The sequence below is a fragment of the Rothia sp. BD8 genome, assembly GCF_044878465.1.
GTDB lineage: Bacteria > Actinomycetota > Actinomycetes > Actinomycetales > Micrococcaceae > Rothia > Rothia kristinae.
In genome coordinates this window covers 296,672-312,485 of record NZ_JANJES010000001.1, presented here as the reverse complement: position 1 = coordinate 312,485, position 15,814 = coordinate 296,672, and the positions used below count along the sequence as shown (strand labels likewise).

The 15,814-nt window shown below is 72.4% G+C and carries 12 protein-coding genes and 1 tRNA gene; 7 read left to right on the top strand and 6 right to left on the bottom strand.

The window, feature by feature from the left end; genetic code table 11:
• The first annotated feature begins 106 nt into the window (after positions 1-106).
• The 4 genes from NQ707_RS01405 to NQ707_RS01390 all read left to right on the top strand — a co-directional run bounded on the left by NQ707_RS01405 (position 107) and on the right by NQ707_RS01390 (position 3,642).
• A complete protein-coding gene (locus NQ707_RS01405) occupies positions 107-823 on the top strand; it encodes a PspA/IM30 family protein (protein WP_058731570.1) in 717 nt (238 codons plus the stop codon).
• A 79-nt stretch (positions 824-902) separates the two neighbouring features.
• Positions 903-1,850, top strand: coding sequence for an ABC transporter ATP-binding protein (locus NQ707_RS01400; protein ID WP_129357601.1), 948 nt, complete (start codon positions 903-905; stop codon positions 1,848-1,850).
• Positions 1,847-2,734 carry an ABC transporter permease gene (locus NQ707_RS01395; RefSeq protein ID WP_058731569.1) on the top strand — a complete coding sequence of 296 codons (888 nt, stop codon included), beginning with the start codon at positions 1,847-1,849 and terminating at the stop codon, positions 2,732-2,734. The genes NQ707_RS01400 and NQ707_RS01395 overlap by 4 nt, the downstream gene beginning before the upstream one ends.
• Entirely contained in the window at positions 2,731-3,642 is a 912-nt protein-coding gene (locus tag NQ707_RS01390) for an ABC transporter permease (protein ID WP_081046320.1), read from the top strand. Before NQ707_RS01395 ends, NQ707_RS01390 begins: the two co-directional genes overlap by 4 nt.
• Positions 3,643-3,831: 189 nt before the next feature.
• Here NQ707_RS01390 and NQ707_RS01385 read toward each other — a convergent pair.
• The 3 genes from NQ707_RS01385 to NQ707_RS01375 all read right to left on the bottom strand — a co-directional run bounded on the left by NQ707_RS01385 (position 3,832) and on the right by NQ707_RS01375 (position 8,527).
• A tRNA-Met gene (locus NQ707_RS01385) sits at positions 3,832-3,905 on the bottom strand.
• 162 nt (positions 3,906-4,067) lie between these two features.
• Positions 4,068-7,154: a UPF0182 family protein gene (locus NQ707_RS01380; protein WP_404434317.1), complete on the bottom strand. Its 3,087-nt coding sequence runs from the start codon at positions 7,152-7,154 to the stop codon at positions 4,068-4,070.
• 230 nt (positions 7,155-7,384) lie between these two features.
• A complete protein-coding gene (locus NQ707_RS01375; protein ID WP_064725188.1) occupies positions 7,385-8,527 on the bottom strand; it encodes a PDZ domain-containing protein in 1,143 nt (380 codons plus the stop codon).
• Positions 8,528-8,796: 269 nt separating this feature from the next.
• Between NQ707_RS01375 and NQ707_RS01370 the strand changes: the two genes are divergently transcribed.
• The gene (locus NQ707_RS01370; protein WP_064725187.1) at positions 8,797-10,218 is read left to right on the top strand and encodes a zinc-dependent metalloprotease; all 1,422 of its coding nucleotides are present in this window, start codon (positions 8,797-8,799) and stop codon (positions 10,216-10,218) included.
• On the opposite strand, the gene NQ707_RS01365 is transcribed toward NQ707_RS01370, so the two are convergent.
• Positions 10,125-10,796 (bottom strand): M48 family metallopeptidase, encoded by a 672-nt coding sequence (locus NQ707_RS01365; RefSeq protein WP_081046319.1) that lies wholly within the window; start codon positions 10,794-10,796, stop codon positions 10,125-10,127. The two genes, NQ707_RS01370 and NQ707_RS01365, sit on opposite strands and share 94 nt — an antisense overlap.
• Positions 10,797-10,970: 174 nt before the next feature.
• Between NQ707_RS01365 and NQ707_RS01360 the strand changes: the two genes are divergently transcribed.
• Positions 10,971-11,732: a hypothetical protein gene (locus NQ707_RS01360; protein ID WP_058731686.1), complete on the top strand. Its 762-nt coding sequence runs from the start codon at positions 10,971-10,973 to the stop codon at positions 11,730-11,732.
• 117 nt (positions 11,733-11,849) lie between these two features.
• On the opposite strand, the gene NQ707_RS01355 is transcribed toward NQ707_RS01360, so the two are convergent.
• Together NQ707_RS01355 and nudC are read right to left on the bottom strand one after the other, a co-directional pair.
• Positions 11,850-13,658, bottom strand: coding sequence for an ATP-dependent helicase (locus NQ707_RS01355; RefSeq protein WP_081275438.1), 1,809 nt, complete (start codon positions 13,656-13,658; stop codon positions 11,850-11,852).
• Entirely contained in the window at positions 13,655-14,776 is a 1,122-nt protein-coding gene (gene nudC / locus NQ707_RS01350) for an NAD(+) diphosphatase (RefSeq protein ID WP_404434310.1), read from the bottom strand. Before nudC ends, NQ707_RS01355 begins: the two co-directional genes overlap by 4 nt.
• Before the next feature lie 71 nt (positions 14,777-14,847).
• Here nudC and NQ707_RS01345 point away from each other — a divergent pair, with 71 nt between their 5' ends.
• Positions 14,848-15,795 carry a phosphotransferase gene (locus NQ707_RS01345; RefSeq protein ID WP_058731687.1) on the top strand — a complete coding sequence of 316 codons (948 nt, stop codon included), beginning with the start codon at positions 14,848-14,850 and terminating at the stop codon, positions 15,793-15,795.
• The last annotated feature ends 19 nt before the right edge of the window (positions 15,796-15,814 follow it).

Below are 15,814 nucleotides of genomic sequence, written 5' to 3'. Positions count from 1 at the left end.
CCGAAGGGACTCTCGACCGAGGACCCGCCGCGGAAAGCACCGGGGTTCCGCCCCACAGACCAGCACACAGAACACAGCCACCCACCACGACCAGGAGGAACATCCCATGGTGAAGCAGTCCATCTTCGGCCGGATCGCGCAGCTGGCGAAGGCCAACGTGAACGCGATGATCGACGCGGCCGAGGACCCACAGAAGATGCTGGACCAGATGGTCCGGGACTACCGGAACAACATCGCCGAGGCGGAGCAGGCGGTGGCCCAGACCATCGGCAACCTGCGCCTGCTGGAGGAGGACCACGCCGAGGACCTGAAGGAGGCCCAGGAGTGGGGCCGCAAGGCCCTGGCCGCCTCCCAGACGGCGGACCGGCACCGGGAGCAGGGCGATGCCGCGAGCGCGGACAAGTTCGACGGCCTGGCGAAGATCGCGCTGCAGCGCCAGCTGGCCGCGGAGCAGGAGGCTCAGGCCGCCGAGCCGCAGATCGCCGCGCAGACGGAGGCGGTGGACAAGCTCAAGGACGGGCTGAACCGGATGCGCTCCAAGCTGGATGAGCTGACCCGCAAGAGGGATGAGCTCTCGGCCCGGCAGAAGTCCGCGGCCGCGCAGAACCAGGTCAACGACGCCCTCAAGGCCTTCGACGTCATGGACCCGACCAGCGAGGTCAGCCGCTTCGAGGAGAAGGTGCGCCGGGAGGAGGCCCGGGTGCGCGGGGCGCAGGAGCTGTCCGCTTCCTCCCTGGACGCGCAGTTCGAGTCCCTGGAGGATCTGTCCCGGGAGTCCGAGGTGGAGGCGCGCCTGGCCGCGCTGAAGAAGTCCCAGGGCTGAGCGGCGGGGCCGGCGTCGCGGCCGACGGCCTCCGGCGCGTGCCTCCGGGCGGGTGACGCCGGGATCATGGTCGGCTATGATGTGGATCATGCCCGCCCCCGCCCCTGCCGCCGTCGCCTCCGGTCTGACCAAGGCCTTCGGGCGGTTCACGGCGGTGGACGGCATCGACTTCCGGATCGAGGCCGGGGAGGCCTTCGGGCTGCTGGGCCCCAACGGGGCGGGCAAGTCCACGACCATGAAGATGCTCGGGGCCACCTCCCGGCGCACGGGCGGGCACCTGGAGGTGCTCGGCGCGGACCCGGACGTTCAGGGGCCCAGCATCCGGGCGCGCATCGGCGTCGTCCCGCAGGAGGACCGGCTGGACCTGGACCTGACGGTGGCCAAGAACATGGCCGTGTACGGCCGGTACTTCGGTCTGCCCCGGTGGTACCTGCGGGAGAAGATCCCCGAGCTGCTGGACTTCGCGCAGCTGACCGACAAGCGCGACGTGCGCGCGGATGACCTCTCCGGCGGGATGAAGCGGCGCCTGACCATCGCCCGGGCGCTGGTCAACGAGCCCCGGCTGCTGATGCTGGATGAGCCGACCACGGGCCTGGATCCGCAGGCCCGGCACCTGCTGTGGGAGAAGCTGTTCCGACTGCGCGAGAGCGGGACCACCCTGCTGCTGACCACGCACTACATGGACGAGGCCGAGCAGCTGTGCGATCGGATCGTGGTGATCGACCACGGCCGGATCATGGCCGAAGGCTCCCCCGCCGCCCTGATCCGGGAGCACGTGAGCCGGGAGGTGCTGGAGCTGCGCCTGGATCGAATGGTCCTGGACGAGCAGGCCGCGCTGCTGCGCGAGCGCGGCGGGTTCCGGCGGGTCGAGCGGCTGCCGGACCGGCTGCTGATCCACGCCGAGGACGCCGATGCGGCCCTGACCCGCAGCCACGACCTCGGGGTCCCCGTACGCTCCAGCCTGGTCCGGCGCGCCTCCCTGGAGGATGTGTTCCTGACCCTGACCGGACGGAGCCTGATCGAATGAAGGACGCCGTCGCGGATCCGCAGCCCACCGCGCAGTCGTACTCCCCGGCGGCCCGACGAGCCGGCCTGGACGATCCGCAGGTCGCGGCCCGACGCCGCCGCACCGCCTTCTGGGGGGTGACCGAGCACATGCTGTGGGTGTACTGGCGCTACCGGCTGACCCTGCTGACCTCCGCGCTGGGTGAGCCGGTCCTGTACCTGCTGGGCATGGGGCTGGGACTGGGCGCCCTGATCAGCCACGGCACGGGGGCGGACACCTACGGGGTGTCCTACGTGGTGTTCGTCGCCCCGGCCTTGCTGGTCTCGGCGGCCGTGATGGTGGGCGTGGAGGAATCCACCTACCAGGTGCTCGGCGGCACGCAGTGGGACGCCAAGACCTACTACACGATCTACCAGGCCGCCGTCTCCCCCGGGCAGCTGACCCTCGGGGTGCTGCTGGCGATCCAGGTGAGGGTCGCCGCGGTGGCGGGGCTGTACTGGATCGCGATGCTCGTCTTCGGGGTGCTCCCGCAGCCGGGCACGGGGCTGGCGATCCCGCTGGTCGCGATGCTCGGGGCCCTGGCCTTCGGGGCGCCGGTGGCCGGGTACTTCGCCGGTCTGGACCGGGAGGGCGGCAGATCCACCATGGTGCGCCGCTTCGTGCTGATGCCGCTGGTGCTGTTCTCCGGGGTGTACTACCCGCTGAGCGTGCTGCCGTGGGGCATCCAGTGGATCGGATGGATCTCCCCCGTGTGGCACGCCGCCGAGCTCTCCCGCGGACTGGCCTTCGGCCATGCCGAGCCGGCGTGGCTGGTGGCCGCGCACCTGCTGGTGCTCCTCGGACTGTCGGTCCTGGGGATCCTGTGGCTGCGCCGGTCCCTGACCCGGAAGCTGGAGGACCGATGAGCCGCCCGCCCGCCCACATCCCCGGCATACGCTCCCGCGCCGGTTCCCGCTCCCACGGTGCGACGTCGGCCCCCGCCCGGCCCGCAGCGGGAGCTCAGACGCTGCTGGCCCACCGGCGCCCGGCGCCCTTCGCCCAGACCGTCTACTCCGGCAACGCCCGCTCGGTCTTCGAGCACGGGCTGGCCACCTCCTACGGGTCCAACTGGCTGATCATGGTCTCCGGCGTGCTCGAGCCGATGCTGTACCTGCTGTCCATGGGCATCGGCGTCGGCGCCCTGGTGGGGGCGGTGCAGTACCAGGGGCAGGACCTGCCGTACCCGGCGTACATCGCCCCGGCCCTGCTGGCCACCTCCGCGATGAACGGGGCGATCTACGACTCCACGTGGAACGTGTTCTTCAAGCTGCGCTTCTCCAAGGTGTACCAGTCCATGCTGGCCACGCCGCTGGGGCCGCTGGACGTGGCCCTGGGCGAGATCTCCTCGGCCCTGTTCCGCGGGATGCTCTACTCCTGCGCCTTCATGGCGCTGATGAGCGTGCTGGGCTACAGCCTGGCCTGGACGGCGGTGCTGGCGATCCCGGCGTGCCTGCTGATCGCCTTCGGCTTTGCGGCCCTGGGCATGGCCGTGACCTCGTACTGTCGCACCTTCGTGCACATGGACTGGATCATGGTGGTGCTGCTGCCGATGTTCCTGCTTTCCGCGACCTTCTTCCCGATCACGGTGTACCCGCCGGCCCTGCAGTGGGTCATCATGGCGTTCCCGCTGTGGCATGCGGTGGAGATGGTGCGGATGCTCAGCACCGGGCTGCTCACCCCGGTCTTCGCGGTGCACGTCGGCTACTTCGCGGTGCTGGCCGGCGTCGGCATCGTGCTGGTGACCCGGCGGCTGAGTGCCCTGTTCCTGCGCTGACCCGGCCCGTCCCTCGGCCGCGGCCAGCCGCGGCACGGCCGGCTTTGGGAGGGGTTTCGGTGTGTGGGTGTGTCTTCGGGGCTCCCAAACGCCGAAACCCCTCCCAAACCGGCCGGGGGGCGGGGCGAGGCCGCACATGCGACGAGGCCCGGTTCCTGGTGATCCAGGAACCGGGCCTCGTGCTTCTCGTTGCGGGGGCAAGATTTGAACTTGCGACCTCCGGGTTATGAGCCCGGCGAGCTACCGAACTGCTCCACCCCGCGGCGACCTGTTCAACTATACGGACCCGCCCCACCCTGCGCAACTCCGATCGGGCATCTGTGGCGCAGAACATAGAATGACGCCGCGGCCGCCCCTCCGCGAGGGAGGGTGCGTCCGCGGCGTCGGCCAATCACGCGGCCCGGACGATCAGCGCCCTGGCCGGCTCACCGGTCCGCCGAGGCGCTGGCGGACGGCGACGGGCTGGCCAAAGCCGTCGCGCCCTCGGCTTCCATGGCCTCGTCCAGGGCCTTCTGCAGGCGGTCCTGGGCCTCGCCGTACTTGGCCCAGTCGCCGTCCTTGCGGGCCTGGTCGGCGTCCTTCATGGCCTGGCTGGCCTTCTCCAGCGCGGAGCCCAGATCCCCGGAGGCGCTGCTCCCGGAGCCCTGCTGGCCGCTCTCGCCGTCCTGGGCGTCGGCCTCCTGGGCGTCCACCCCGGCGTCCTGGGTGGTCTGCGCTCCGGAATCGCCGCCGAACACCTGGTTCAGCGCCTCGTCGAGGGTCGGGGCGTAGCCGACCTTCTCGCCGAAGCCCACGAGCACGCGGCGCAGGGTCGGGTAGGCGGAATCCCCGCTGGACTGCACGTAGACGGGCTGGACGTAGAGGATGCCGTCACCGACGGGCAGGGTCAGCAGGTTGCCCTTGACCACCCGGGAGCCGCCCTGGCTGAGCAGGTTCAGCTCGGAGGAGACCTCGGTGTCCGAGTTGAAGTTGTTCTGCGCCTGACCGGGACCGGGCACCACGGAGGAGCGCGGCAGCTCCAGCAGCCGCAGCTTCCCGTAGTCCGGAGAGCGCTCCCCGTCCTTGCCGGTGCCGGCATCCCCGTTGGCCGCCAGATACCCGTACATCACGTTGCGGGTCGAGCTGTCCGACTGCTGCGGGATGAAGGAGCTGGTCAGGGAGAAGGAGGCCTTGTCCTCCCCCGGCATCTGCAGGGAGAGGTAGTACGGGGGCAGCTCCGTGTCCGAATCCGTCGTGGGGTCGTTCGGGACCTTCCAGACGTCGTCCCCGGCGTAGAAGCTGTTGGCATCCGTCACGTGGTAGCGGTTCAGCAGCTCCCGCTGCACCTTGAACAGGTCCTCCGGGTAGCGCACGTGCGCCATCAGGGCCGCGGACATGTCCTTGTAGGACTTCACGGTGTTCGGGAAGACCTTCTGCCAGGACTTCAGCACCGGGTCGTCCTCGTCCCACGCGTACAGCTGCACCGAGCCGTCGTAGGCGTTCACGGTGGCCTTGACCGAGTTGCGGATGTAGTTGACCTTCTCATCCGGCAGGGCCTGGGCCTGCCCGTTCTGGGTGCGCGAGTCCTGCGTGGCGCTGCCCAGGGAGGTGGGCGCGGAGTACGGGTAGGAGGACGACGTCGTGTACGCGTCCACGATCCACTGCACCTTGCCGTCGATGATCGCCGGGTACGGGTTGCCGTCCACCGTCAGGTACGGGGCGACCTTGCGCACCCGCTCGGCCGGGTCCCGGTCGTAGAGGATCTGGGACTCCGGGCGCACCCCGTCGGAGAGCAGCAGGTCGGAGGACTGGTACTTGATGGAGTAGGCCAGGCGGTTGAACCAGTTGCCGACGTTGGGCCCGCCGTTCCCGCTGAAGGTGGTCTTGGCGTCGTTGGAGTCGGAGTCGTCCGTGGTCTGCGGGCGGTCCAGCTCCAGGTGCTCGTCGCCTTCCGAGCCGCCGACGATCGAGTACTCGGGGGAGGACTGGCCGAAGTAGATCCGCGGCTCGTAGTTCTCCGAGATCTCGCCGGTGGCGTTGATGCCGGACTGCATGAACTTGGGCTTGCCGTCGGCCTCCACCTGGTTGCCGTAGGCGGCGACGACGCCGTAGCCGTGGGTGTAGACCACGTGCTGGTTGTACCAGCCCTGGTCCTGGTTCTGCCCCGGGTTCAGCTCGCGCGCGGAGATCACGGTGTCCTGGGTGGTGCCGTCGATGTCGTAGCGGTCCACGGACAGGGTCTTGCCGAACTGGTAGTAGGGACGGAACTGCTGCAGCTGGGCGAAGGCGGAGGAGACCACGTTCGGGTCCAGCAGGCGGATGTTGGAGATGGACTGCGAGTCGTTGCGCAGCGCGCCCTTCGCGGAGTCCACCGTGGCGTCGTAGTTGGTGGATTCCAGGTCCGAGAGCCCGTAGGCGTCCCGGGTCATGTCGATGTTGCGCTGGATGTACGGGTTCTCCATGGACTGCTCGGTGGGCTGGACCTGGAACCGCTGCACGATCCACGGGTACAGCCCGCCGGCCACGAGGGAGACCACCAGCAGCATCGCGGTGCCGATCATCGGCAGGCGCCACCGGCCCACCACCGCGCCTACGATGCACATCACCGCGACCAGCACGGCCGCGATGGCCAGGATCGCCTTGGTGGGGATCACGGCGTTGACGTCGGTGTACATCGCTCCGGTCCAGTCCCCGGAGTCGTTCTGCAGCGTCGCGTAGCGGCCCAGCCAGAAGTTCGCGCCCACGACCAGGAGGATCGCGGCGGCTGTGATGCCCATCTGCACGGTGAAGGCGCGCGAGACCCGCAGGCCCCGCTCCCCCACCGAGATCCCGCCGTACAGGTAGTGCACGACCAGCGCGGCCAGGCCCGCGAAGATCAGGGTGGTCAGCACGAAGCCGGTGACCAGGCGCAGGAACGGCAGGGTGAACATGAAGAAGGACAGATCCAGGCCGAACTGCGGATCGGTGCGCCCGGCGGGCTCCTGGGCGAAGAACAGCACGACGGTGTCCCAGCGGGTGAGGAACGTGGCCGCGCCGAACAGCCCGATGACCAGGGGCACCGCGATCAGCAGCACCCGGCGCATCGGCTCCAGGGCCTGCTGGTAGCGGGCCATGTTCTGTTCGAAGGCCGCGCGCAGATCCGCCATCGGATCCTGTCCGGCCCCCTCCCGGCGGGCCTGCTCCCGGGCGGGGTCGCGCCCGGCCCGCGAGCGCCCGGCGGCCGGACGCGCGGGACGGTGGCGCCAGGCCAGGCGCATGCTCAGCCACACGACGAAGGCCATGAGCACCGCGGCGGCGAGGAAGACCCCGACCTTGATGCCGTTCTCCCGCAGGAACACGGTGAGGTAGCCGACCTGGTCGTACCAGAGCACCTCGGTGTACACCTGGGTCGCGGCCACGAAGGCGATGATCAGGGCGATGACGATGATCGCGGTGATGATCAGGGGACGACGCCGCGAGGAGGCGGGGCCGCGCGCGGCACGGTCGGGGCGGGAGGATCCTCCCGCATCGGGCTGGTGGGGTCCTTGGCTCACGGATGTCCTCGAGGTCGCAGGCGGTGGATGCGGGCCCCGCGCCGCCCCGGGGTCGCTCGCCCGCGCTGCCGAGGCGGCTGCGCGGGTGCTCCCGGTGCGGGTCAGGGGCCGTGGACGCCGCGCGAGCAAGCCCGGCCCGGCGTCGTGCCTCCCATTGTGCCCGGAAAGGGGTGCCGCGGACCATTCCGGTCAGGGATGCGAAGCGCCTGAGGCCCCCGGACCCGGAGACCTCAGGAGCCGCACTGCGGGTAGGAGGCGGGGTCCTTGCCCTCGCCGACACCGCGCACGGCCTCCACGGCCTCGTCCAGCGTGGAGACCTTGACCACCGACAGCCCGTCAGGGATGTGCCCGGTGACCTCGTCGCAGTTGTCCGCCGGGGCCAGGAAGAGGGTGGCCCCGGCCTGCCGGGCCCCGATCATCTTCTGCCGGATCCCGCCGATGGCCCCGACCTTCCCCTGGGCGTCGATCGTGCCGGTGCCGGCCACGTGCCTGCCGCCGGTCAGGGAGCCGGGGGTCAGCTCGTCGATGATCCCCAGGGCGAACATCGTGCCCGCGCTCGGCCCGCCGACGTCCTGCAGCCCGTAGTCCACGGTGAACGGGAAGTGGTAGTCCGGCTTCAGGTACAGCCCCAGCACCCACCGACCCGAGGCGTCGTCGCGCCGCGGGGTCAGCCGCACGGTGCGCTGCTCGTCCTTGCCCCCGGGGCGGTAGACGACGTCGACGGCCTTGCCCTCGGTGCGCTGCAGGGCGTCGGTGAGGTCCTGGTAGGTCTTCAGCCGGGTGCCGCCCACGGCCACCAGCACGTCGCCCTCCGCCAGGGGACCGGCCGCGCTCTGCGGGGCCCGCCCGGCGACCCGCAGGGTCACGGAGTAGTCGATGCCCAGGTGCTCGGCGGCCGCGGCCTGGGCGGCGGACTGGGAGTCGGTCATGTCCGCGCTGTTGCGCGCGGCGACCTGCGCCGAGCTGGTGCCGGGGGCGTAGAGGGCGTCCGCGGGCAGCGCCGTGCGCCCGGGGTCCAGGAACGCGCCGAGCACGGCCAGCGGGTTGGTCTGGGAGTTGGGTCCGCCTGCGACGGAGACGGTGGTCATGTCCAGGCTGCCGCTGACGGGATAGGTCTTCGCGCCGTCGATGCGGATCAGCTGGTGCCCGTTCCACTCGCCGATCGTGTTGAAGGTGGGGCCGGGCGCCTCGGTGACGAACGGCGGGGCCAGCAGCGCCCCGGCGGCCAGGATCCCGACGGTGGCCGCACCGCACAGGCCGGTCAGGCGGGCCCGACGCCGCTGGGCGCGGCGAGGCCGCAGCGTGAGGGTGCGCGGGGCGGACCCGGTCTGCCCCGCGGAGTCGGGGTCGTGCTGCTGCGGGGTCTCGGGCATCCTGGGGCTTCCTGCTCGGGCGTGGCCCGCGCGGGGCTGCTGGCGACGCGCGGGGGCGGGGGCAGCCGGGCCGGGACGGCTCACGGGCGTGGCCCATCCTAGCCCACAGCGGCCTGGGCGGATCCGGCGTCGGTCCGGCGTCGGCCCGGCGGGTGGGACTGTGCCAGGAGCGGACACGGGCTGACGGGCGGGCCTGGGCTGGCCTTTAATGGGGGCTGAGCCCGCGCGGCGGATCGCACCGTCGCCTCCGACCGACCCTTCGAGGTGCCATGAACTCCCAGAACCCCGACGACCGCGAGTCCCACGGCGAGGGGGACGGCAACCCCTTCGAGGAGCTGTTCCGCCGCCTGTCCTCCGGGCAGGGGCTGAACCCCGAGGACCTGCGGGGGATGTCCGTGCCCATGGACCCGGCGATGATGTCCGGGCTGTTCTCCCAGATCCAGGCCATGATGTCCGGGATGAGCCGGGACGGCTCCGTGAACTGGGAGGCGGCCCGGGATCACGCCCGCCAGCTGGCCGCCGCCGAATCCGACCCCTCCCTGACCGGCAGCCGCAAGGCCGCCGTGCGCGATGCGATGCAGCTGGCCGGGCTGTGGCTGGACGCGCAGACCCAGTTCTCCCGTCCGGCCGTGCCGGAGGATGCCTGGGTGCGCGTGGAGTGGGTGGACCACTGCTTCGACACGTTCCGCCAGATCGCCGAGCCCGTGGCGGCGTCGGTCTCGGAGGCCATGGGCCAGGCGATGACCCAGCAGATCCCGCAGGAGCTGCAGGCCATCCTGGGGCAGGGCGCGTCCATGCTCAGCGGGATCAGCGGGATGATGTTCGCGATGCAGCTGGGTCAGGCCGTCGGGCAGCTGTCCCGCGAGGCCGTCTCCTCCACGGACATCGGCATCCCCCTGGCCCCGGAGCGCTGCGCCCTGGTACCCACCAACATCGCCGCCTTCGGTGAGGGCCTGGACCTGCCGGAGCAGGAGATCATGCTGTTCCTGGCCCTGCGCGAGGCCGCCCACCAGCGGCTGTTCCACGCCACCCCGTGGCTGCGTCAGGACATCCTGGAGCTGATCCGCCGCTACTCCCGCGGCATCCACGTGGACATGGACCGGATCGAGGAGGCCACCCGCAGCCTGGATCCCACCGACCCCGAGTCGATGCGCACCATTCTGTCCGGGGATCTGTTCACCCCGCAGCTGACGGAGGACCAGGAGGTCACCCTGCGGCGCCTGGAGACCCTGCTGGCCCTGGTGGAGGGCTGGGTGGACGACGTCTGCGCACGGGCCGCCGGCAACCTGCCTTCCGCACCCGCGCTGACCGAGACCCTGCGGCGTCGTCGCGCCGCGGGCGGACCTGCGGAGAAGACCTTCGGGTCGCTGATCGGCCTGGAGCTGCGGCCGCGGCGCCTGCGCGAGGCCTCCGAGTTCTGGCGCGCCTACGGCGAGCAGCACGGGGCCGAGGCCAGGGACGCCCTGTGGGAGGCCCCGGAGAACCTGCCCACGGACGAGGACCTGGATCACCCGGAGCAGTTCGAGTCCACCCACGACCTGCTCCACGCCACGGATGAGGAGATGGACGCCGCCCTGGAGAAGCTGCTCTCCGGCGGCTACGAGGACGGGGCGGACTCGGAGGATCCGTCCTCCGGGGAGGACGGGGAGGATTCCTCCGGGGAGTCCTCGAACGGCTCCTCCGGGTCCTGACCCCTGCCGTGGGCGTACCCGGCCAGGTACGCCCGGGCCGTCTCGGCGTGGGGGTAGCGGGCCTCCAGGCGCCGGAAGCGGGGGCCGTGGGAGGCCTCGATGAGGTGGCACAGCTCGTGATGGATCACGTAGTCCAGCACGTAGTCCGGCACCTCCCACAGCTGGTGTGAGATCCGCACGCTGCCGCGGGCGGGGGTGGTGGATCCCCAGCGGGTGCGCTGGTTGGTGACCCAGCGGATCGAGACGGGCCGCACCCGGTCCCCCAGCAGCTCCCGGGCCAGGCGTCGGGCCCGCTCGGCGAGGAACCCATCCGAGCGGCGCCGGGAGGTCGGGTCCCCCTCCCCCGCCCCCTGGCGGGCCCGGGCCCGCAGCAGGCGCGGCAGGAGCTCCTCGGCGTGGCGCAGCGCCCGATCCGTGCCCATGCTCGCCGGGATCTGCAGCAGCACCCGGTCCCCGTCCCAGCGGGCGGAGACGGTCTTGCGGCGACGCGCCGAGCGGCGGATCACCAGCGCGGGCCGATCCCCCTCGACGCGCAGATGCTCATCGGGGAAGGACGGGGCGGGGCCGGGACGGGGCATGAGAGGATCCTAGCCCGACGACGCCGCGCCGGGGCGCCTGCCCGCCGCACGAACCAGCGCGCCGCACGATCCTCCCCGCCGTCGCTCGCGTCGAGGACCTGCCTGCACCGTCCGGGACGAGGGGCCTGTGGATGAGCGGGGATCCGCGCCCACGCATCTGCCAGGGTGGGTGGCATGGACCACTCCTCCGCCGTCGCCCCGCCCATCGTCTCCGTCGAGCACGTGCTCGCCGGCATCCCCCGCGGCGCCCGGGTGCTGTGCCTGGGGCTGGCCGGTCCCGCCGCCCTGATCTGCCGCGGGCTGACCGAGCGGACCGGGGACGAGCTGCCGTGGCTGCTGGACCGGCACCCGGTGACCTCCCGGGATGTCGAGCAGCGGGGGTACCGGAAGCAGGACGTCGGCCTGGCCCGGGATCGGGCCCTGTGCGCGGACATCGCCCGACGCACCGGGCGCGCGCTGCCGCTGGGGCAGGGCAGCCACCCGGAGTCGGAGCTGGTGCACCGGGTGTGCCGTGAGCGGCGGCGCCGGGAGCAGGTGATCACCGAGCTGCTCGGCCGGGACGGGCAGCCGTTCTGGCCCGGTCAGGTTCCGGCGGAGCTGGACCCGACGACGACGCCGGGCGCCCCGCGGCGCACCGCCCGGGACCCCGGGTGGCTTTCCGGCCTCGTGGCCCGCTTCGACCGGGTGGTGCAGACCGTGGACGCACACGAGGAGGAGCACTGGGAGCCTCCGCTGGCCCCCGGGACCCCGGTGCTGCAGCTGGTCCTGGATGTCGCCGGGGACCTGCGCGCGGTGGAGGGGGCGGAGAGGACCGTGCCGTGGTGGGCGCGGCGGTGCCGGGACTGCCAGCTGGCGGCGATCCGCGTCGAGGCTGACCCGGACTGCCTGTGCCGCCTCGCCCTGCACCCGGAGATCCGCGAGATCCGCGCCGGCTGAGACCGGACGCGGCGGGCGCAAGCCCGAGCTGCGGGACCCTCAGGACGCTCCACGCCCGCGGGGACGGCGAGTTCCGCGGGGCCGGGCGGTGGCGACGTCGGGGGCTCGGCTCAGGGCTCAGCCCAGGTGCGCCGAGCGCGGGGCGAGCCCCTCGAGGAAGCGGGAGCGGCGCCGGTGGGCCCGCCCGCCCGGGGTGCGGGCCAGGGACCAGGACAGGAACAGCCGCTGCCGGGCCCGGGTGATCCCCACGTACAACAGGCGCCGCTCCTCGTCCAGCTCATCCCCGGTCTCGGCGAAGCCGATGGGCATCAGCCCCTCGGACAATCCGCACAGGAACACCGCGTCCCATTCCAGGCCCTTCGCCGAGTGCAGCGAGGCCAGGGTGACCCCGGACATGACCGGCGCGTCCTGATGGGCGACCCGGCGGGCCAGCTCCTCCACCAGATCCGGCAGGGTCAGCTCCCCCTGCTCCTCGGTCCGCGCCGCGGCCAGCCGATCCGTGAGCGAGACCAGGGCCGCCAGGGACTCCCACGTCGCGCGCACCGCCCCGGTGGAGGCCGGGGGCCGGTCACGGTAGCCGAGGGAGGAGAGCAGGTCCCGCACCAGGCGCGGGGCCGGGGTCTCGGCGTCGGCGCGGGCGGCCGCGCGGATCTGGGCGATGGCGTTCTTGACCTCGGGGCGGTTGAAGAACTGCTCCGTCCCGCGCAGCCGGTACCCGATCCCGGCATCGGCCAGCGCCTGCTCGATGACCTGGGACTGTCCGTTGGTGCGGAACAGCACGGCGATCTGCGCGGGGTCCATCCCGTCCTTGTCGATCAGGTCCCGGATGTCCTCGGCGATGCCGGCGGCCTCCTGCTCGTCATCGGCGTACTCGAACCACTCCGGCTCGGGTCCCTTGGGTCGCTGGGCGCGCAGCTCCAGGGGTGTGGCCCAGGCCCCGGGGGTGGAGTCCTTGGCGGGGCGGCGGGCGGCCAGCAGGCGGTTGGCCAGGGCCACCACCTGCGGGGTGGAGCGGTAGTCGCGCACCAGCCGCACGACCTTGCCCTGCGGGTGACGGGAGGGGAACTCCAGCAGGTGCCGGGAGGTCGCCCCGGTGAAGGAGTAGATGGTCTGGGAGGCGTCGCCCACCACGCACAGCTCCTCGCGTCCACCCAGCCAGTTGTCCAGGAGGCGCTGCTGCAACGGGGAGACGTCCTGGTACTCGTCCACCACGAAGTGCCGGTACTGCTGGCGCACGGCCGCGGCGACGGCGTCGTCCTCCTCCAGGATGGCGACGGTGGCCAGCAGCACGTCCTCGAAGTCGATGGCGTTGCGCTCGGTCTTCAGGTCCTCGTAGGCCCGGGCCACCCGCGCTAAGCCCTGGGGAGTGAATCCGGTGGGCAGCTCCTTGTTCCCCAGGTTCTCCTCGAGGGTGTCCGGGGTGAGCATGGAGACCTTGGACCACTCGATGATCGCGGCCAGGTCCCGCAGGATCGCCCGGTCCGTGGTGAAGCGCAGCCGGGAGGCGGCCTCGGCGAGGTACTGGGCCTTCCCCGACAGCAGCTGCGGCGGGGTCCCGCCGACGGCCTGGGGCCAGAAGTACTGCAGCTGGCGCAGGGCCGCGGCGTGGAAGGTGCGGGTCTGCACCCCGGCCGCGCCGAGCCCGTGCAGGCGGGCGCGCATCTCGTTGGCCGCGCGCGCGGTGAAGGTCAGGGCCAGCACCTGCTGGGGCACGTAGACCCCCGCGGCGATGCCGTAGGCGATGCGGTGGGTGATCGCGCGGGTCTTGCCCGTCCCCGCCCCGGCCAGCACGCACACGGGCCCTGTCAGGCTCGTGGCGACCTCCCGCTGCTCGGGGTCCAGGCCCTCCAGGATCCGGTCCGGGCTCGGGGCGGGCTCCTGCGGGCGCGCTGCTTCGGCGGCGGATCCGCTCCGGGCGGGGGTCATCGTGTGCTCTCGTCCTCCGGGTTCTGGGGCAGGGTCTCGGGTGCCTTCTCGGGCGGGTTCTGGGGCGCCTTCTCGGGCAGGGTGCCACCGTACCAGTCGGCGATCAGGTGGTGGGCGATCGAGACCGGTCCGGGCAGGCGCACCCGTCCGGCGCGGACCTCCCCCGCCAGCTCCCTGCGGGTGAACCAGCGGACCCGGGCGATCTCCGTGCCGTCCGGGCGGGCCGCGCCCGGTTCGGCGACGACGGCGCGGAAGCCGAGCATCAGCGAGCGCGGGAAGGGCCAGGGCTGGGAGCCGCGGTATTCGGCGCGCACCACGCGGACCCCCGCCTCCTCGCCGACCTCCCGGGCGACGGCGGCCTCCAGACTCTCCCCGGCCTCCACGAAGCCGGCGAAGGCGGAGTAGCGATCCGCGGGCCACCGGGCGGAGCGGCCCAACAGGATCCGCTCCTCCCCGTGCTCGTCGGTGTGCACGACGGCGGCGATGATCGCCGGATCGGTGCGGGGGAACAGCTCGGTGCCCTCGGCGGCGCAGGTGCGGGCCCAGCCGGCCCGGGCGGGTTCGGTGGGGGCCCCGCAGCGGGGACAGTGCCGGGCCTGCTCGTGCCAGCGGTACAGGGCCAGCCCGGCGGTGAACCACCCGGTCTGCTCCGGGTCCAGCATCTCCGCGGCCTCGCGCAACCCGAGCCGCCGCGATGGTGCCCCGGCCGCGGTTCCGGACGTGGTGGCGGTGGAGGCCTCGCCGGGTGTCTGTGCGGTGGGCAGGGCCAGCAGGACGGGGGCGCCGTCGGCGGCGAGCCCCAGGTGGGCCAGGGGGCCTGCGACCGGTGCGGTCCCGGCCCAGGCGATCTCGGCGCGGGCGCCACCCCGGGTGGTCGCTGGGGCGGCGTCGCGAGCGGGGGCGGCGTCGGCCGTCGCAGCGTCGGCGGGATCCGGCAGGCACCGGATGGGCGCCCGACCCTCGGCGTCCAGAGTAAGCACGCGGGTGCGCGGGTCCCGGAGCGCGGCGGGCAGCAGCGCGGAGGTGTCGGCTTCCAGGTCGTTGCGGCGCAGCGGGTGGGTCCCCAGCAGCAGCGCCCCCAGGGGCGGGAGGATCCCGGGGTTCTCGGCGGTGCTCATGCGCTCAGCGTGCTCCCGGGGGTCTCTTGTAGTCTGTGGGGGTGACTTCCACACCGCTAACGTTAGCCGCTATGGCCTCGGCCGGGGTGCCCGGGCTCTTCCCCGTGGCCGTCGACGCGTATGAAGTCGAGAACCCCGAGTACGTCGGCGCGGTGGTCCTCGACTCCGCGCGCCAGCGGTGGATCGTGCGCTGCCCGCGCACCCAGGAGGCCAGCGTCCGGCTGGAATCCGAGCACGTCATCCTGCATTCCTTCACCCCGGGGCTGCGGGCTCGCCTGCCCTTCCAGCTGCCCACCGTCGTCGGCTCGGCGGACCGGGACGGGCTGCGGACGTTCGTGTACCCGGAGATCCCGGGTGAGGTGGTGGACATCGAGGAGCTGGTGCGCCGCTCCCACGTGGTCTCCCCGGAGCGGGAGCCGCTGAGCACCCAGCTGGGCAAGGCCCTGGCCACGATCCACACCCTGCCGATCGAGATCGTGCGGGAAGGGGATCTGCCGACCTACACGGCCCAGCGCTGCCGGGACCGGATGCTGGCGGAGCTGGACCGGGCGGCAGGGACCGGCAAGGTCCCGGCGCCGCTGCTGCGCCGGTGGGAATCCCGCCTGGAGGACCCCCGGCTGTGGCGCTTCCGCCCGACCGTGATCCACGGGGACCTCTCCGAGGAGAACCTGGTGCTGGACGGCACCCGCCTGGCCGCGGTGCGCGGCTGGCACGACATGCAGGTCGCGGATCCCGCGGCGGATTTCGCGTGGCTGATGAGCTGCCCGGACCAGGACTTCGCGGACGCGATCGTGGAGGTCTACACGGTGCAGCTGCCGCACACCCCGGATCCCCACCTGCTGCGCCGGGCCTACCTGCACGCCGAGTTCGCGCTGGCCCAGTGGCTGGTGCGCGGCACCGAGCAGGGCGACGAGGCCACGGTCAGCGAGGCCCAGGCGATGCTGCGCACCCTGGAGCGGGACCTGCGCGAATCCGGCGCCCTCGACGAGCCCCGGGATGCCGACGCACCCGCCGACTGACGCCCGCTCCCTCGACTGA